Consider the following 18263-nt stretch of genomic DNA (forward strand, 5'->3'; position numbering starts at 1 on the left):
ATTATATAACCACCATAATACCAGTCAACAAACTGGTATTAGCGGCGTGGAAATCGCCGAAAGCCTTGCCAGGCAAGCGTTTTAGTAGCAATAAATCCTTTGTTTACAACGCGATGCGGGATAGGGATTTACCCGGATTGGTATGCAAGGGGACAGTTCCGGCGCTGGATTTACCGGGTTTGGAGAGCTGGAAACGATACCGGAATAGAACCAGTTCAGCCGACTGGTATGCACCTGGCGGCAGCACGCGGGCAGCGTGCCGGCGCGATGCATCAATGGAACTCGCGGCTCGACGTGCGCAGGCCGCCGAGCAGCGGCGTCAGATCCTCGAAATGCTGCACAACGAGGTGCCTCACGTCGCTCGCGACCTGCCACACGCCGGACGCGGCCAGCAGCCGCGAATCGAGGGTTTCGCGGCGCTGCCGCGCGAGCAGCTCGGGCCGGACGATCAGGTTCACGCAGCCCGTTTCGTCTTCGAGCGTCATGAACATCACGCCTTTCGCGGTGCCCGGCATCTGCCGTGCGGTCACGAGCCCGCACGCGCGCGCGAGCCGGCCGTCGGGGCGGTCGTGCAATTCGGCCGCGGACGACAGCCGCCGCGCGCGTAGCTCGGGCCGCAGCAGCGCGACGGGGTGGCGGTTCAGCGTGAGGCCGGTGGTGTGATAGTCGGCGAGGATGTCGTCGGCTTCCGACGGCGCGCCGAGCGCGGGCTTCTCTTCCTCGTCGATCGGCGCGGTCGCCAGCAGGTCGCGCTCCGGCGCCGCCGCGACGGCCTGCCACAACGCGTCGCGGCGATGGCCGGCGAGCGTCGCGAGCGCGTTCGCGGCGGCGAGCGCTTCGAGGTCGCGGCGTTCGAGTTGCGCGCGGCGTGCAAGGGTGTCGACGTTGTCGAAGGGGCCCGACGCGCGTGCGGCTTCGATCCTGCGGACAGCGGCTTCCCCCAGACCGCTCACGAGCGACAGTCCGAGCCGAACGGCCGGCTGGCCGTGCGGCAGCGGCTGGCCGGGCAGCGCTTCGAGCGATGCTTCCCAGTTGCTTTGCGTCACGTCGATCGGCAGCACCTGCACACCGTGGCGCTTCGCGTCCTGCACGAGTTGCGACGGCGGGTAAAAACCCATCGGCTGGCTGTTCAACAATGCCGCGAGGAAGATCGCCGGTTCGTGGCATTTGAGCCAGCTGCTGGCGTAGGCGAGCTTCGCGAAGCTGGCCGCGTGGCTCTCGGGGAAACCGTAATCGCCGAAACCCTTGATCTGCTCGAAAATCTGTTCGGCAAACTCGGGCGGATAGTCGCGCTCGCGCATCCCGTCGACGATCTTGCTGTGATATTGCTCCAGATTGCCCTTGCGCTTCCACGCGGCCATCGCGCGCCGCAACTGGTCGGCCTCACCGGCCGTGAAGCCGGCCGCGATCATCGCGATCTGCATCACCTGCTCCTGGAAGATCGGCACGCCGTACGTCCGTGCGAGCGCAGGCTTCAAGTCCTCCTTTGGATAACTGACCTTTTCGATGCCCTGGCGCCGTTTCAGGTAGGGATGCACTGCCCCGCCCTGGATCGGCCCCGGCCGCACGATCGCAACCTCGATCACCAGATCGTAGTAAGTACGCGGGCGCAGGCGCGGCAGCATCGACATCTGCGCACGCGATTCGATCTGGAACACGCCAACCGTGTCGGCGCGGCAGATCATGTCGTAGGTCGCTTCGTCATCCTGCGGAATGTGCTTCAGCGTAAACGGCTCACCATCCGGCTCCGGCGGCCCGCGCCACGCGGTGCGCATGTCGAATGCGCGATGCAGCGCCGACAGCATGCCGAGCGCGAGCACGTCGACCTTCATCAGCCCGAGTGCTTCGAGATCGTCCTTGTCCCACTGGATCACGCGCCGCCCGTCCATCGCCGCGTTCTCGACCGGCACGAGCCGCGTGAGCTTGCCGCGGCTGATCACGAAGCCGCCGGAGTGCTGCGACAGGTGGCGCGGAAAGTTCAGCAGCCGCGCGGCGAGCCGGGCCCACGCCTGGATGAGCGGCGTCTCGGGATCAAGCCCGGTCGTCGAGAATTGCTGCAGCAGGTCGCGGCTGCCGTCGAACCAGCGGTGCGCTTTCGCGACGCGATCGACCAGCATCGGATCGACGCCGAGCGCCTTGCCGGTCTCGCGCAGCACGCCGCGCGGGCGATAGGTCGAGACCGCGGCCGCAAGTGCTGCGCGGTCGTGCCCGTACTTCTCGTAGATATGCTGAATCACCTCTTCCCGGCGCTGATGCTCGAAATCGACGTCGATGTCGGGCGGCTCGCCGCGCTCCGCGCTGATGAAGCGCTCGAACAGCATCGTGCTTTGCTCGGGATTCACTTCGGTGATGCCGAGGCAGTAACAGACGACCGAGTTCGCGGCCGAGCCTCGGCCCTGGCACAGGATGTTCTGACTGCGCGCGTATTTGACGATGTCGTAGACGGTCAGGAAGAACGGTTCGTAGCTCAGTCGTGCAATCAGGTCGAGTTCATAGCGGATCTGCTTCTCGACTTTCTCCGGAATACCCTGCGGATAGCGTTCCGCCGCCCCTGCCCGGGTTTCCTGTTCCAGATAGCTCGTCGGTGTGAGCCCCTTCGGCACGATCTCGTCGGGATACTCGTAGCGAAGCGAGCTGAGTTTGAAATCGCACGCATCGAGAATCGCGCACGTCTGCGCGATCTCGTCCGCCGAGTACAACTGCCCGATGCGCTGCCGCAAACGCAGGTGCTGTTCCGCATTCGGCGCCAGTGCATAACCGCACTCCGAAACCGGCATCCCGACGCGGATCGCCGTCATCACGTCCTGCAGCTCCTTGCACGAGCGCCGGTGCATCGTCACGTCGCCCAGCGCGACGATGCGCACGCCACGCCGCTCGCCGGCCGCGCGAATCTCCTCGCGCTGCGCGCCATCCAGCGCGCGCTGCAACTGCACGAGCCCGAGCCGCGCACGTTCGCCGAACGTCGCGCGAAACCACGCGACCTGTGCATCGAGCACGTCCGCGCGCACCGGGTACGCGGGCACGAGAATCGCGAAGCAGTCGGGCATGCCGCGCAGGTGTGCGAACTCCGCAGGCGGCGCCGACAGCATCCGCGACGTCAGCTTGTAGGTGCCCTTTGGCGACGCCATCCGCCGCCATGAAATCAGCTCTGAAAGATTGCCGTACCCCTCGCGATTCTGTGCAAGCAACACGAGCCCGAACGCACCGGGGCCCGGATCGTGGCCGGGCGCGACGTCATCCGGCGTGACTTCGAAGTACGAACCGATGACGAGCGGCAGCCCTTTCGCCTTCGCCGCGACATGCATGCGCGGTGCGCCTGCCAACGAGCATTCGTCGGTGATCGCGATCCCGCGATAGCCGAGCTCGAACGCACGCTCGACCAGTTCTTCCGCATGCGACGCGCCATGCAGGAACGAAAAGTTCGAGCGGCAGAACAACTCCGCGTAATCGGGCAGCCAACTGAATTCCGCAATCATGACCGTTCACCCGAACAAGCCGTGCAGGAACCAGTGCGGCTCGGACTCGCTCCCCGCCCGCTCCCTGAACACCCAATAGCACGCACCGGCTTCGTCCTGCGCGACGTGGTAATCACGAGCGGCGAGTTGACCATCGAACCACCCGGCCTCGATCCGCTCCGCTGACGACATCATCCTCAGCGGCGTATGAAATACCGGCCGGTTCTCACGCATCAACAACGGCAGCGGCTCGGCGAGCAGCCACGCGGGCCTCGGCGGCACCGCAGGCGGCCCGCCGGCCGGCTTGCCGGCCTGCGCATCGAGCGGCAGCCAACGGTTCGCGGCCTCGGGCCGGTGATCGGCGACGGGTGCCGCGCGCAGCACGTTCTCCGCGCCGAGCCGTGCGACCAGCAGCTCGAACAGCCGCGCGCGTGTCTCTTTCGTGCCGCCCGGTTCGGGGAAAAGATCGTCGGCCGGCGGCGCGACCGATTCGACGCGCGTGGCCTTCAGACGCACAGCAATCACCGCGGCCGGCAACTCGACGCGCGCGAGCCGCTCGCCGAGCAGCCGCATGAAATGCGCCTCGTCCCTCACGGGTGCGGCGAACGCGAGCTCGAGCGGCGTCGGCGGCACGGCTTGGCGGCCGCGTTCGTGCTCGAGATCGAACGTCATCGCGGCCAGCGACAGTTGCCGCGCGGCCAGCCAGCCGCAGAGCTGCACGACGAGCCGCCGCGCAACGAACAACACGGCTTCCGCGTATTCGACACGCTCCTGCAATTCGAGCCGTACGTCGAACACCGGCGGCACTGCCATCCACGCAAGCGGCTCGACCGCGTCGCCATACGCGCGATCGAGCGCGGCCAGCAACGCGGGGCCGCAGCGGCGCTGCAGCCCCGCGCGCGGCAAGCCGCGCAGATCGGCGAGCGTGCGGCAACCGAGGCCGTCGAACCAGCCCGCATACGGACGCGCATCGGGCAGCAGCACGCACGGCAGCCGGTCGAGCGAACGAACGAGCGACACCTGGCCGGCGATACGGCGCCGGATGCGCGCACGGGCCGACACGCGCGCGAGCAGCCACGCGCCGCCCCCGGTCGGCGCGGCGGACAGGCGCGCCGCATAGCCGAGCGCCGCGAGCGTCGCACGCACCTGGCGGCACAGCGACGGCAACCCGCCGAACAGCCGCAAGCTCGGGCCGACGTCGACGATCAGCGTGGCTTCGTCGTCGAGCGCGACGCACGGCGAGAAGCGCAGCAACGCGAGCGCGACCGCGCGCAGCGCATCGGCTTCGCGCGCGGGATCGCGTTCGACGAGCTGCGTCGCGGGCGCGAGCGTCAGCACGCCGCCGCGCTTCATGCCCGCGCGCACGCCATGCCGGCGCGCGGACGCATCGGCGATCAGCACGACGCCTTGCTCGAGCACCGCGCAGCCTGCGTCGTCGTCCGCCGCGCCGTCAGACGGCGGCGCGACGCACACGTCGAGCGGCAGGCGCGGCAGATGGATGCCGAGCAAGACGCGCATAGCGGCTCTCCACGATGGGCGACGGCAGGTCGAGCACGAGCGGCTCGCTGCGTGCGGGGCCGCGACGCTTGACGATGTCGAGCGACACGCCGCCCGGCACGGGGTACAGCTCGACACGCAGCACGGCCGGCGACGGTTGCCGCGCGGCCGACAGCGGCCGCAGCATCACGAACAGCGTATCGCCCGTGCGCGCGGCCGCGAGATGCAGGCGCCGCAGCGCATCGGGCCGCGCGTCCTGCCACAGCAGCAGCGCGCCGCAACAGCCGGTCTTGAGCGCCTGCTCGGCGGCCCACAGCGCATCCGTGCGGCTGCCGGCACGCAGCCACAGCAGCGCGTCGGCCGGCACGCCGAGACTGGCGAGCGCGGTGGCATGCGGCGACTGCGGCGGCGCGACGAGCGCAAGCGGACGCCGGGCGCTGACGGTGCGTGCAAGCGCGGGCGCGAGCAGCCGCATCTCGCCACAGCCCGGCTGCGCGGCCAGCAGTTCGACGAGCCCGCCGACCGGCCAGCCGCCGCCCGGCAACTCGGCCGACAGCGACGCGAAGCCGGTATCGATCGTGCGCGGGCCGCCGCGCGCGAGCTGGGAACCGCGCCAGAGGGACGGATGAAGGGATTCGGGAGAAATGGAGGATGCGAGCATGACGCCACCCACAACTGTATGGATATACAGTATATGGCAATGCGCTCGCGTCGCACAGCATCGGTGCGAAACCGCTTTTCGTCAGAGGAAAAACGACGGGACAGCCGGCGCGGCCGTCATGTTACGCCGCACCGGAGCGGGCGTGGCCGGATCATGTCGCCCGAACGCGCTCCACCGCCATCCGGGCGGAATCGCCGGTCCGATTTGCCGACCCGATTCGCCTGGCCGACACGCCAACCCGCACGCGAACCGGCACGATGCGGCACCCCGCACCGCACCGGCCCGCCGGCCGCCCGTCAGCCGAGCAGCAATGCGTCGTCGTCGAGTTGCTCGTGACGCACCTTCTCGAACATCTGCAGCAGGTCCGGCACGTCGAGGCCCTTGCGTGCGTCGCCCGACACGTCGAGCACGACCTGCCCCTGGTGCAGCATCACCGTGCGGTCGCCGTAGTCGAGCGCCTGCCGCATGCTGTGCGTGACCATCATCGTCGTCAGCTTGCTCTCGGCGACGATGCGCGCGGTCAGCTCCAGCACGAACGCAGCCGTCTTCGGATCCAGCGCGGCCGTGTGCTCGTCGAGCAGCAGGATCCGCGACGGCCGCAGCGACGCCATCAACAGGCTCACCGCCTGCCGCTGGCCGCCCGACAGCAGCCCGATCCGGTCGGTCAACCGGTTTTCCAGCCCGAGATTCAGGAGCCGCAGCTTGTCGCGGAACAGCTCGCGCGACGGCCGGTCGAGCGCGGCCTTGAAGCCGCGCCGCGCGCCGCGCGCCATCGCGAGCGCCATGTTCTCCTCGATCGTCAGCGCCTCGCAGGTGCCGGCCATCGGATCCTGGAACACGCGCGCGACGAGGTGCGCGCGGTCCCATGCCGCTTTGCGCGTGACCTCCGTGCCGTCGATCGAGATGCGTCCCGCATCGACGGCCTGGTCGCCGCTGATCGCATTGAGGAAAGTCGATTTGCCGGCGCCGTTCGAGCCGATCACCGCGACGAACTGGCCGTCGGGAATCTCGAGCGACAGCCCGCGCAGCGCGCGCGTCTCGATCGGCGTGCCGGGATTGAACGTGAGTTTGAGATCTTGTGCGGACAGCATGTCAGGCCCCTCCGTTCTTGCGCGCGAACAGTTTCTTGCGCGTCGCCGGCAGCACCAGCGCGATCGTGACGAGCGCGGCCGTCACGAGGTTCAGGTCCTGCGCCTTCAGCCCGATGAATTCGCTGTTCAGCGCGAGCGCGATGAAGAAGCGGTAGACGATCGCGCCGAGCACGACGGCGAGCGTCGTCAGCACGAGCCTGCGCGCCGGCAACAGCGTTTCTCCGATGATCACGGCGGCCAGCCCGATCACGATCGTGCCGATCCCCATCGAGATGTCCGCACCGCCCTGCGTCTGCGCGAACAGGGCGCCGGCGAGCGCGACGAGCGCGTTCGACAGCGCCATCCCGGCGAGCGTCGCACGGCCGGTCGCGATGCCTTGAGCGCGCGCCATCCGCGGGTTCGCGCCGGTCGCACGCATCGCGAGGCCGAGCTGCGACGAGAAGAACCAGTCGAGGCCGAGCTTCGCGACCACGACGACGATCGCGAGCAGCGCCGGGCGCAGCACGTAGTCGGGCATCCAGTCGGGCTGCAGCACGGTGAAGATCGTCGGCTCGGTGATGAGCGGCACGTTCGGCCGGCCCATGATCCGCAGGTTCACCGAATAGAGCGCGATCATCATCAGGATACTGGCGAGCAGGTCCATGATCTTCAGGCGCACGTTGAGCCAGCCGGTGATGAAGCCGGCCGCCGCGCCCGCGACGATCGCGATGCAGGTCGAGCTGAACGGGTCGTAGCCGGCGGAGATCAGCGTCGCGGCGACGGCGCCGCCGAGCGGAAAGCTGCCGTCGACGGTGAGGTCGGGGAAGTTGAGGATGCGAAACGAGATCAGCACCCCGAGGGCGACGAGACTGAAGATCAGGCCGATCTCCAGGGCGCCCAGTAACGAGAACAGAGACATGATGGGGAAATCCTGTTGCTTCCCGGCCGGACGTGTACGGCCGGGCGAAGCGAACGGGCGGCCCCGGGTGGGAGCCGCCCGTTCGGCGGTGTCGTTCAGGCCCGGATCGGGCCCGCAAGCGCGGCGGTCGGGCCGCGGCTTACTTGATGACCGTCTTCGCTTCCTTGAGCAGATCCGGCGCGAGCGTCACACCCTGCTTCGCGGCCGCGCCCGTGTTCGCGAACAACTCGAGGTTGCTGCTCGTTTCCGACGCGATCGCACCCGGCTTCTCGCCCTTCAGGATGCGCGCGACGACCTTGCCCGTCTGGCGGCCGAGGTCGCCGTAGTTGATGCCGAGCGCCGCGATGCCGCCACGCTTCACGCTGTCGGTGTCGCCGGCGACGAGCGGGATCTTCGCTTCGTTCGCGACCTTCACGAGCGCTTCGTACGCGGACACGACGTTGTTGTCGGTGTTCGTGTAGATCACGTCGACCTTGCCGATCAGGCTCTTCGCGGCCGGGCCGATGTCGACGGTACGCGGCGCGGCCGCTTCCTTCAGCGTCATGCCCTGCTTCGCGAGGATCTCCTTCAACTCCTTCACGACGACGACCGAATTTGCCTCGCCCGGGTTGTAGACCATGCCGACCGTCTTCGCATTCGGCACGACGCGCTTGATCAGCGCGACTTGGCGATCGAGCGGCAGCTTGTCGGACACGCCCGTCACGTTGGTGCCCGACGGGCCCCAGCCCTTCACGAGCTGCGCGGCGACCGGATCGGTCACGCCCGAATAGACGACCGGCACGCTCTTCGTCGACGCGACCACCGCCTGCGCGGCCGGCGTCGCGATCGCGACGATCACGTCGGGCTGGTCGCCGACGAACTTGCGCGCGATCTGCGCGGCCGTGCCCGTGTTGCCCTGCGCGCTCTGGTATTCCCACTTGAGCTTGTCGTCGCCGTAACCTTCCGCCTTCAGCTCGGCGCGTACGCCGTCGCGGATCGCATCGAGCGCCGGATGGTCGACGATCGACAGCACCTTGACGGTCTGTGCGTGCGCGGCACCGGCCAGCGCGAGTGCGGCCACGCCGGCCGTGATCGAACGGATCGCGAAAGTCTTGAAACGCTTCATGGGTGTGTCTCCCCCGTATTGTGTCGGTTCTGGATGATGGATTCCCGCCGCCGTCAGGCGGGCGCCGCCATGCATACGACGCGTTGGCGAGCGGCCCGCGCACGCCCCGGGAAGGCGTGCAGCGGCGAACGCACGAGGATACCATTTCCGCAGACCACCGCCTGACTCCACGCTTTCGCATCGCGCCCCGGATCGCAGCGCCCACCGACATGCGCGAGCGAGCGTGAAGCCCGGCCGGCGGCGGTTCCAGCCGGCCTCGGCGCAACGCGTCAGCCGCGCTTGCGGCTTTACGTTATGCTGTCGGCCGACTCAATCCACGTCATCGGAGGCCACATGAAACGGGGGATCCGAGCCATCGCATTCGCGGCTGTCGCGCTGGCGCTGCCGGGAGCGGCGTTCGCACTGACCGACGGCAGCGCGCAATACGACGACTGCATGCTCAATGCGCTGCGCGAGAGCCGCAACGGCGCGGCGGCCCAGTTGATCCAGCGCTCGTGCGACGCGCTGTACCGCAACAACGCGATGCTGCTGCCGCGCGAGCGGCGCTTTCACGAGTGCGTGGTGCAGTCGCTGCCGGGCGTGCGCGACAACTATGCGATCCAGCAGATCATGTCGATCTGCTCGCGGCGCGGCGAGATGTGAGCCGGCGCTGAACGCGAGACACCCTGCGGCCCTCGACCGGCCGCGCCAATGAAAAAGGGCCTGCGCGATGCAGGCCCTTTTCGTTCAGCGGTACGACCGGTGTGCGGCGTTCAGAACGACGCGACCATCGAGCCCTTGAACTGCTTCTTGATGAATTCCCGCACTTCCGGCGACTGGTACGCCTTGACCAGCTTCTTCACCCACGGCTGGTCCTTGTCCTTCGCGCGCACGGCGATCAGGTTCGCGTACGGGCTCGTCAGCGATTCGAGCGCGATCGCGTCCTTGGTCGGCTGCAGGTTCGCGGCCAGCGCGTAGTTCGTGTTGACCACGGCTGCGTCGACGTCCGACAGCACGCGCGGCAGTTGCGCGGCGTCGAGTTCGGAAATCTTCAGCTTCTTCGGGTTCTCGGCGATGTCGAGTACCGTCGCATTGTTGCCGCCCGTGCCGGCGCCCGCCTTCAGCTTGATCACGCCCTGCGTCTGCAGCAGCAGCAGCGCGCGGTTCTCGTTCGACGGATCGTTCGGCACCGCGAGCTTCGCGCCTTGCGGCAGGTCCTTCAGCGCCTTGAACTTCTTCGAGTACACACCCATCGGCGAGATGTAGGTCAGGCCCGCGCTGACGATCTTGTAGCCGCGCTGCTTTACCTGGCTGTCGAGGTAGGGCTGGTGCTGGAAGCTGTTCGCGTCGAGATCGCCCGAGTCGAGCGCCGCATTCGGCTGCACGTAGTCGTTGAACTCGATGACCTTCACGTTCAGGCCTTCCTTCTCCTTCGCGACCTTCTGCACGAGCTGCCACACTTCCGAATCCGGGCCGGCGACCGTGCCGACCTTGATCACCTTGTCTTCGGCGTGCGCGCCTGCCGACAGCGTCAGCGCGGCACCGGTGGCCAGCGCGGAAAATACCTTCAGGAGACTGCGACGCTTCATCTGTTTCTCGCTTTCTTGCTTACTGGAAATGGGGCGCGATACGGGTATGCCCCGACTCGCAGGAAGGCGCAAATGGTGTCACAGGATCGGCGGGAAGTGAAATACATCCCGCTCATATGGGTATGCACCGCAGCGGTGCTGGCGGAGGCTGCGCGATTCGGCCGTTAGTTGCGTTTAGATGAATCGCACATCAACCCGTGCGCATCACGCCACCGCCGCCTGGTCGGCCGCCTTCATGTCGAACGCAGGCTCGCCCATCTTCCCGCCGGCCCGGCGCGGCGACAGGCCGTCGGCATCGACGACCCGGAACGCGCCGACCGCGTCGCGCAGCCGCGCGGCCTGTTCCTGCAGCGACGCGGCGGCGGCGGCGGCCTCCTCGACGAGCGCCGCGTTCTGCTGCGTCACCTGATCCATCTGCGTGACCGCGCGCCCGACCTGCGTGATGCCGCTCGCCTGCTCCTCGGATGCGGCCGCGATCTCGCCCATGATGTCGGTCACGCGTGCGACGGCCTGCAGGATCTCGCCCATCGTCGTACCGGCCTGGCCGACCAGCGTCGACCCGTTGCGCACGCGCTCGACCGAGGCGACGATCAGCTCGCGGATCTCCTTCGAGGCCGTCGCGCTGCGCTGGGCGAGCGAGCGCACTTCGCCCGCGACCACCGCGAAGCCGCGGCCCTGCTCGCCCGCACGCGCCGCTTCGACCGCCGCGTTCAGCGCGAGGATGTTGGTCTGGAACGCGATGCCCTCGATCACGCCGATGATGTCGGCGATCTTGCGCGAGCTGTCGTCGATCTCGCCCATCGTGCCGATCACGCGGTTCACGACGTCGCTCCCCGTGCGCGCGATCTCCGATGCGTTGTTCGCCAGCCCGCTCGCCTGCCGCGCGTTGTCGGCGTTCTGCTTCACCGTCGCGGTCAGTTGCTCCATGCTCGCGGCGGTTTCTTCCAGCGACGCCGCCTGCTCCTCGGTGCGCTGCGACAGGTCGTCGTTGCCGGCCGAGATCTGGCGGCTCGCCGACGCGATCGATCCGGCCGACTGGCGAATCCCGCCGATCGTCGCCTGCAGGCGTGCCTGCATGTCGTGCATCGCGGCCATCATGCTCGTGCGGTCGCCCGCGCGCACGGGCACCGGCTGCGTCAGGTCGCCCTGCGCGATGCGCGCCGCAAGCGCGGCCGCTTCGTCGGGCTCGCCGCCGAGGCTGCCGCGCACATTGCGGATGATCACCAGCATCGCCGCGCTGATCACGAAGCCGATTACGAACACGACCGCGAGGTGGCCGAGCAGGGTCCGGTAATAGATGGTGTCGATGTCCTTCAGGAAGACGCCGCTCGAGATGTTCCAGTCCCACGGCGTGAAGCGCGTGACGTAGCTGATCTTCGGCACGGCGGTTTCGCTGTGCGGCAGGCGCCCGCGGTACTCGGCGAAGCCGCTGCCGGTTTCCTTCGCGGCGTTCAGGATCGTGACGAACAACGGCTTGCCGTCCGGGTCGAGATAGTCGCCGACCTCGGTGCCGACCAGCTTCGGCAGCGTCGGATGCATCAGCACGACCGGCTTCGAGTCCATCACGAACACGTAGCCCGAATCGCCGTAGCGCATCGCGGCCAGGCTCGCGAGCGCGTCGCGCTTCGCGTCGGCCTCGGGCAGCGTGCCGCTCTGCGCGAGTGCGTGATACGCCTTCACGATGCCGGCCGCCGAGTCGACGAGATTCGCGATGCCCGCCTTGCGTTCGGCGAGCATCGTCGCGCGCGTCTCGTACGCACTCCATGCGCCGACGCCCAGGAGACCGATCCATACCAGCGCAAGCGCGAGCCACAGCTTGCGGTTCAAACTCATTCTGCTCATCTGCGTGCCTTTGTCGATGTCGATGCGCACGCTGCGCGCGAACGGCCTGCCGCGCGCAAACGCTTGCCCTTTTATTTACGGCACCGAGGCTTACAACTTGAATACGCCCGGGTGCGGCAAACCGCCGATCGGCAGGCCGCCCGCACCGCGACCGCCCGTGCGACAACCCGCATCCGCTGTGCTAAAAAGACCGGCTGGCCGGCGCACCAAGAGCCGGCATCATTCCGGGGGCCATCCATGTACGTCATCGACATCCACTACACCGCATCGCTCGAGCGCATCGACGATGCGCTCGAACGCCATCGCGCATTTCTGCAGCCGCAGTTCGACAAGGGCATCTTCATCGCGGCCGGGCCGAAGGTGCCGCGCGAAGGCGGCGTGATCCTCGCGGCCCGTATCGATCGCGACGAGCTGGACGCGATCCTGAAGACCGATCCGTTCGTCACCGAGGGGCTCGCCACGTATCGCGTGACGGAATTCCGGATCACGCGCGCCGCATCAGGCTTCAACGTGCCCGCGCTGCCGTAACGCGACGCGCGACACATGCGCGATGCGTGCGCAGGCCGGCACGCCGCCCGACGGGCGGCGCATGCAAACAACGAGGGGAGAACAAACGTGACGGCGCGGGGCGGCCGTCACGCGATCACCGGGCCGGGCGCCCGGTGGCTGCCGGTCAGTCGACCAGCAGCTTCAGGTCGTGGACCCACGGGCCGGGGCCCTGGCCGTCGCGCACGAACAGGCGCAGCTTGCCGTCGCGGTCGAACACGTAGCTCGCGGCCGTGTGATCCATCGTGTAGCTGCCGGGCGTCTTGCCGGGCACCTTCGCGTAGTACACGCGGAAATCCTTCGTGACCTTCTTCAGTGCGGCTTCGTCGGCCGGGCGCAGGCCGATGAACGACGGATCGAACGCGGGCACGTACTGGCCGAGCAGCGCCGGCGTGTCACGCTCCGGGTCGACGGTGACGAACAGCACCTGCACGCGTTTCGCGGCATCGGGCCCGAGCTGCTTCAGCGCTTCGGACAGCTCGGCCATCGTCGTCGGGCACACGTCCGGGCAGTGCGTATAGCCGAAGAACATCACGACCGCACGGCCCTTGAAATCGCCGAGCGTGCGCACCTTGCCGGCCGTATCGGGCAGCGAGAAGTCGCTGCCGAACTGCGTGTTGCCGGTGATGTCGAGATTCTGGAATTTCGGCGCGTTGTCGCATCCGCCGAGCAGCAGTGCTGCCGTGAATGCGCATGCGAGCATCCAGCCTTGGCGCGCGCGGCGCCCGAACCGTGAGTGGAGCATTGCGTTCAAACCGTGCGGTTACACGCCGAGCAGCGGGCGTGCATAGTGATCGACGAGCAGCGCGGCAAACAGCAGCGACAGGTAGACGATCGAGTAGCGGAAGGCCTTGCGGGCGAGTTCGTCCGAATAGTCGCGATGGATCTTCCACGCATACGCGAGGAACACCGCGCCGAGCAGCACCGCGCTCGTCAGGTAGACAGCCCCGCTCATCCCGGAGATGAACGGCATCAGCGTGACTGCGAACAGGATCACGGTGTACAGCAGGATGTGCAGCCGCGTGAACTTCTCGCCGTGCGTGACGGGCAGCATCGGCAGCCCCGCGTTCTCGTAATCCTTGCGGCGATACAGCGCGAGCACCCAGAAATGCGGCGGCGTCCACACGAAGATGATCAGCACGAGGATCCACGCGTCGCCCGGCACCGCGCCGGTGACCGCGGCCCACCCGAGCGCCGGCGGCATCGCGCCCGACGCGCCGCCGATCACGATGTTCTGCGGCGTCATCGGCTTGAGCAGCAGCGTGTAGATCACCGCGTAGCCGACGAAGGTGGCGATCGTCAGCCACATCGTCAGCGGGTTCGTGAACGTGTAGAGCGTCCATGCACCGACGCTGCCCAGCACGGCCGAGAACACCAGGATCTGCGGCGTCGTGATCTCGCCGCGCGCGGACGGGCGCCACGCGGTACGGCGCATCATCGCGTCGATCTTCTGTTCGACGAGGCAGTTGATCGCGAACGCCGCACCGGCCAGCAGCCAGATGCCGACCGTGCCGCCGATCAGCACGTGCCACGGCACCATGCCCGGCGTCGCGAGGAACATGCCGATCACCGCGCAGAACACCGCGAGCTGCGTGACACGCGGCTTCGTCAGCGCCATGTACTGCGAAAACCGGCTACCGGGCGATTGGGAAAGGGTGCTTTGCATGGGGGCGGTCACGCCGGGGCGGCGTCGCGCGCAGGCTGCGCGACACGGCCGGGGCGGCTTGAAAGGATGCGAAAGTTTAACATGACGACGAGCAGCAGCAGGATCGCGGCCCCGCCGTTGTGCGCGACGGCGACCGGCAGCGGCCACTGCAGCACGATGTTGGTCAGGCCCGTCACGAACTGCAGCAGGACGACCAGCAGCACGCCGTTCGCGGGCCGCCGCAGCGACTCGAAGCGGCGCATCTTCAGCGCGAACGCGACCAGATACGCGACCACCACGAACGCGAACGTGCGGTGGGTCCAGTGGATCGCGACCAGCGCGTCCTGCGTGATCGCCTCGCCGTCCTTCGTCATCCCGAGCGCACGCCACAGGTGGAAGCCGTGCTGGAAGTCCATCGGCGGAATCCACTGGCCGTTGCAGGTCGGGAAATCGGTGCATGCGAGCACCGCGTAGTTGGTGCTCACCCAGCCGCCGAGCGCGATCTGCACGACCAGCAGCGCGAGCGCCGCGAGCGCGGCCGCGCGATAGCGGCCGGCTTCCGGATCGTACGACGGCAGCGGCGTCTGCCGCGCCGCGAGCCAGCCAAGCGTGCCGAGCAGCGTGAGGCCGAGCAGCAGGTGGATCGTGACGATCACCGGCTGCAGTTTCATCGTGACCGTCCACGCGCCGAACGCACCCTGCACGAGGATCAGCAGCAGCAGGCTCGTCGGCCACCACGGCGACACGTGCAACGGGCGGCGGCGCAGCCTTGCGGACCACGCGATCACGACCTGCGCGATGATCAGCACGCCGATCGCCATCGCAAAATAGCGGTGGATCATCTCGATCCACGCCTTCGACATGCTGACGGGGCCCGTCGGCATCGCCTGGTGCGCGGCCGTGATCGCGGCGTGCGCGATGAACGGCGACGACGTGCCGTAGCAGCCGGGCCAGTCAGGGCAGCCGAGCCCCGAGTCGGTGAGCCGCGTGAAGCCACCGAACATCACGAGGTCGAGCGTCAGGAAGGTGGTGATCCATACCAGCTTGCGAAACTTGTTGTCGTCGGCCTTCACCCACACGTACGACAGCGGCAGCAGCGCGATGCACAAGCCGATCAGGCCGAGTTGCAGTAGATACGACATCGGTTCTTTGCCTCTCGTCTTGCCTTAGCCGATGCTCGACCACTTCAGCAGCTTCGTCACGTCCGACTTGATCTTGCCGGGGTTCGGATCCTTCGGAAAGCGCATCATCAGGTTGCCGTTCGGGTCAACCATGTAGATGTGGTCGCTGTCCTTCGTGCCCGCGTCGGCCGGCAGCCACGCGGCCACCGCGGCCGGGTCGGCGACGAGCCGGCGCGTATCGGGATAGGCATCCAGCACCTTCTGCGGCGTCGCGCCCGCATCGCTGCGCAGCCACACCATCGTGATCCGGTGCCGCTCGCCTGCCTGCGTGACGCGGATCTGGCGCATGAAATAGAGTTTCTGCGCGCATGCATCGTCGCACGCGCTGCGGTCGGTCATCACGAACAGCCACACGCCGCGCAGCGACGACAGCGGTACGGTCTTGCCGGTTTCGTCGGTCACCTGCAGATCCGCGGGGATCGGACGCTGCGGCTCGATCAGCGTGCCGTAGTTGGTCGAGCCGCCCTTCGGCTTGATCACGTAATAGGTGAAGTACGACGCGATCATCGGCGCGGCGCACACGAGACCCAGCAGTACGAGCATCCAGCGACCGCGCTTGCGGGCCGCCGGCGAGATCGGCGCTGCGGCCGGACCCTGACGGGAAGATTGCATGGACAAATCAGACCTCTCGAAACGAACCCGCGGCGCCGGCGCCGCGTCCTGGCATGGCGCTCACGCGCCGGCCGACTTCTTCGCCGCACGCCGCGCGGCGTACAGGCCGAAGCCGAGCGCGGCCGCCGCCATCGCCCACCACTGAAACATGTAACCGTAATTGCGCTCGACGCCGGTCGTCGCCGCCGGCCAGTCGCGCACGAGCTTGTCGCCGTCGTCGCTCGTCTGCTGGATCACGAACGGCTGCAGCGCCAGCCCGGTTTCCTTCGCATACGCGGCGACGTCCAGGTTCTGCCGGATCTTCTGGTGCGCCGCCGACCCGCCTTCGCCGAGCTCGAACGCACGCGACGCGTCGGCGCGCGCAATGCCGACGATCTCGACATCGCCCGCCGGCGTCGCGAACGGCTCGATCGCCGTGCGATCGGAGATATTGCGCGGCAGCCAGCCGCGGTTCACGAGCACGACGCCGCCGCCCGTGAGTTTAAACGGCATCACGACGTAAAAACCCGGCTGGTCGTTATACGGCCGATTGTCGAGGAACACCGCCTGCTCGGGCAGAAATTGGCCCTTGGCCCGCACGCGATGAAACTCGATCGACGCGAGCGGCATCGGCTGCGCGCCGACGTCGACGGGCACCGCCTGCTCGTAGCGTTCGATACTCGCCTGCAGCGCTTCCTTCTGGTGCGCACGGTCGCGCTGCCAGAAACCGAGACGGATCGTGACCGCGACGACGACGAGAATCAGCAGCGCAGGCAGCCAGCGAATCTTCATCATGCGGCCCGCCCGGCACGTGCCGGAAAGCGAAGTGCGATAATTATCCTCTTCCTTTCGAATTGCCGTCGTCCGGTTCGTGTCATGCACATACTCGTTCCCATCGCCTTCGTCCTCATCATTGCCAGCATGGGCTCGGCGCTCTACTTCATGATGCACGACCGCGGCCACACGAAACGCATGGTCTGGTCGCTCGCCACCCGCGTCGGGCTGTCGGTGTCGCTGTTCCTGCTCATCCTGATCGCGAACTGGATGGGCTGGATCCATTCGACCGGCCTGCCGATCGGACGTTGATCCGTTTGCCGCCACGGCCGCTGTGACATTTCGCCGCACGGCCGTGCCACCAAGCAAAAGCGCCGCCTGACTGAGTCGCGGCGGCGCCAGGGTGGTGAAGGCCGGTAGTCACGCTGCCCGGCCGCCCCCAATGAAAACGGCCCGCGCATTGCTGCGCGGGCCGTTGTTCCATTTACAGCCAGTAGACGACGACGTACAGGCCGAGCCAGACGACGTCGACGAAGTGCCAGTACCACGCGGCACCTTCGAATGCGAAGTGGTGATCGGGCTTGAAGTGGCCGCGGATCATCCGCACCAGCACCACCGCGAGCATCGTGCCGCCGAGGAACACGTGGAAGCCGTGGAAGCCGGTCAGCAGGAAGAACGTCGAACCGTACACGCCCGAGTTCAGCGTCAGGTTCAGTTCGTTGTACGCGTGGTAGTACTCGAAGCCCTGCAGGAACAGGAAGCAGATACCGAACGCGAGCGTCGCGGCCAGCCATGCGATCGCCTTCTTGCGATGATCGTCACGCAGTGCGTGGTGCGAGATCGTCAGCGTCACGCCCGACGACAGCAGGAATGCGGTGTTCAGCGTCGGGATCGGCCACGGGCCCATCGTCTTGAAGTGACCGGCGAGCGCGGCGGGGCCTTCGTTCGGCCACACGGCGGAGAAATCCGGCCAGATCAGCTTGTAGTCGAGGCTGCCGAGCTGGTGCAGCGCGATTTCACGTGCATAGAACAGCGCGCCGAAGAACGCACCGAAGAACATCACTTCCGAGAAGATGAACCAGCTCATGCTCCAGCGGTACGACTTGTCGACGTTCTTGCCGTAATGACCGCCTTCCGATTCGGCGATCGCGTCGCCGAACCAGTGATACAGCGTGAAGAGCAACCAAAGCAGGCCGAGCAGCGCCGTAAACGGCGCCCAGTCGTGACCGTTGATCCACAGCGCTGTCGATCCGAGCATGACCAGCAGGCCGATGGCCGCGCTGATCGGATGCTGCGACGGATGCGGCACGAAATAGTACGGGGTCTGGTTTTGACCGCTCATGCTTGATTCTCCACTTCAGTCCAATTTGTGTACCGGAAACCGCTCCGGCTTTATTTCTTGCGCGGCG

Annotated in this window: 17 protein-coding genes; 3 read left to right on the top strand and 14 right to left on the bottom strand. The window is 67.3% G+C overall.

What is annotated here, in order from left to right; genetic code table 11:
- Nucleotides 1-272 precede the first annotated feature (272 nt).
- From HAV18_RS35275 to HAV18_RS35300, 6 genes are all read right to left on the bottom strand, one after another.
- Entirely contained in the window at nt 273-3476 is a 3204-nt protein-coding gene (locus tag HAV18_RS35275; RefSeq protein ID WP_166965096.1) for an error-prone DNA polymerase, read from the bottom strand.
- A gap of 6 nt (nt 3477-3482) precedes the next feature.
- A complete protein-coding gene (locus tag HAV18_RS35280) occupies nt 3483-4973 on the bottom strand; it encodes a DNA polymerase Y family protein (protein ID WP_166965098.1) in 1491 nt (496 codons plus the stop codon).
- Complete coding sequence (gene imuA, locus HAV18_RS35285) at nt 4906-5613, bottom strand: translesion DNA synthesis-associated protein ImuA (RefSeq protein ID WP_166965100.1); 708 nt, start codon at nt 5611-5613, stop codon at nt 4906-4908. Before imuA ends, HAV18_RS35280 begins: the two co-directional genes overlap by 68 nt.
- Nucleotides 5614-5909: 296 nt before the next feature.
- Entirely contained in the window at nt 5910-6704 is a 795-nt protein-coding gene (locus HAV18_RS35290) for an ABC transporter ATP-binding protein (protein WP_166965102.1), read from the bottom strand.
- Between the two features lies 1 nt (nt 6705).
- Entirely contained in the window at nt 6706-7602 is an 897-nt protein-coding gene (locus HAV18_RS35295) for an ABC transporter permease (protein ID WP_128846758.1), read from the bottom strand.
- A gap of 139 nt (nt 7603-7741) precedes the next feature.
- Nucleotides 7742-8707: an ABC transporter substrate-binding protein gene (locus tag HAV18_RS35300; protein WP_166965104.1), complete on the bottom strand. Its 966-nt coding sequence runs from the start codon at nt 8705-8707 to the stop codon at nt 7742-7744.
- Nucleotides 8708-9040: 333 nt separating this feature from the next.
- Between HAV18_RS35300 and HAV18_RS35305 the strand changes: the two genes are divergently transcribed.
- On the top strand, nt 9041-9349 hold the full coding sequence (locus HAV18_RS35305; RefSeq protein WP_021164244.1) for a VF_A0006 family four-cysteine protein: 309 nt from the start codon (nt 9041-9043) through the stop codon (nt 9347-9349).
- Between the two features lie 110 nt (nt 9350-9459).
- On the opposite strand, the gene HAV18_RS35310 is transcribed toward HAV18_RS35305, so the two are convergent.
- Together HAV18_RS35310 and HAV18_RS35315 are read right to left on the bottom strand one after the other, a co-directional pair.
- On the bottom strand, nt 9460-10275 hold the full coding sequence (locus HAV18_RS35310) for a MetQ/NlpA family ABC transporter substrate-binding protein (protein WP_166965106.1): 816 nt from the start codon (nt 10273-10275) through the stop codon (nt 9460-9462).
- 204 nt (nt 10276-10479) lie between these two features.
- Complete coding sequence (locus tag HAV18_RS35315) at nt 10480-12117, bottom strand: methyl-accepting chemotaxis protein (protein ID WP_166965108.1); 1638 nt, start codon at nt 12115-12117, stop codon at nt 10480-10482.
- A gap of 237 nt (nt 12118-12354) precedes the next feature.
- Between HAV18_RS35315 and HAV18_RS35320 the strand changes: the two genes are divergently transcribed.
- Complete coding sequence (locus HAV18_RS35320; protein ID WP_039346187.1) at nt 12355-12645, top strand: YciI family protein; 291 nt, start codon at nt 12355-12357, stop codon at nt 12643-12645.
- A 145-nt stretch (nt 12646-12790) separates the two neighbouring features.
- Here the strand turns inward: HAV18_RS35320 and HAV18_RS35325 are convergent, their stop codons facing one another.
- From HAV18_RS35325 to HAV18_RS35345, 5 genes are read right to left on the bottom strand one after another with little or no spacing between them, the layout of a single operon-like run.
- A complete protein-coding gene (locus tag HAV18_RS35325; protein ID WP_166965110.1) occupies nt 12791-13408 on the bottom strand; it encodes an SCO family protein in 618 nt (205 codons plus the stop codon).
- A gap of 18 nt (nt 13409-13426) precedes the next feature.
- Nucleotides 13427-14329: a heme o synthase gene (gene cyoE / locus HAV18_RS35330; protein WP_085042142.1), complete on the bottom strand. Its 903-nt coding sequence runs from the start codon at nt 14327-14329 to the stop codon at nt 13427-13429.
- A gap of 8 nt (nt 14330-14337) precedes the next feature.
- Nucleotides 14338-15450: a heme A synthase gene (locus tag HAV18_RS35335; protein ID WP_166965112.1), complete on the bottom strand. Its 1113-nt coding sequence runs from the start codon at nt 15448-15450 to the stop codon at nt 14338-14340.
- A gap of 24 nt (nt 15451-15474) precedes the next feature.
- On the bottom strand, nt 15475-16101 hold the full coding sequence (locus HAV18_RS35340; protein WP_166965114.1) for a cytochrome C oxidase subunit I: 627 nt from the start codon (nt 16099-16101) through the stop codon (nt 15475-15477).
- Between the two features lie 60 nt (nt 16102-16161).
- Nucleotides 16162-16872, bottom strand: a complete 711-nt coding sequence (locus HAV18_RS35345) for an SURF1 family protein (RefSeq protein ID WP_243771829.1) — start codon at nt 16870-16872, stop codon at nt 16162-16164.
- A gap of 84 nt (nt 16873-16956) precedes the next feature.
- Between HAV18_RS35345 and HAV18_RS35350 the strand changes: the two genes are divergently transcribed.
- The gene (locus HAV18_RS35350) at nt 16957-17166 is read left to right on the top strand and encodes a twin transmembrane helix small protein (RefSeq protein WP_011353273.1); all 210 of its coding nucleotides are present in this window, start codon (nt 16957-16959) and stop codon (nt 17164-17166) included.
- A gap of 172 nt (nt 17167-17338) precedes the next feature.
- On the opposite strand, the gene HAV18_RS35355 is transcribed toward HAV18_RS35350, so the two are convergent.
- Nucleotides 17339-18196, bottom strand: a complete 858-nt coding sequence (locus tag HAV18_RS35355) for a cytochrome c oxidase subunit 3 (RefSeq protein WP_011353274.1) — start codon at nt 18194-18196, stop codon at nt 17339-17341.
- Nucleotides 18197-18263 lie beyond the last annotated feature (67 nt).

This window comes from Burkholderia sp. D-99 (assembly GCF_011605345.1).
Lineage (GTDB): Bacteria > Pseudomonadota > Gammaproteobacteria > Burkholderiales > Burkholderiaceae > Burkholderia.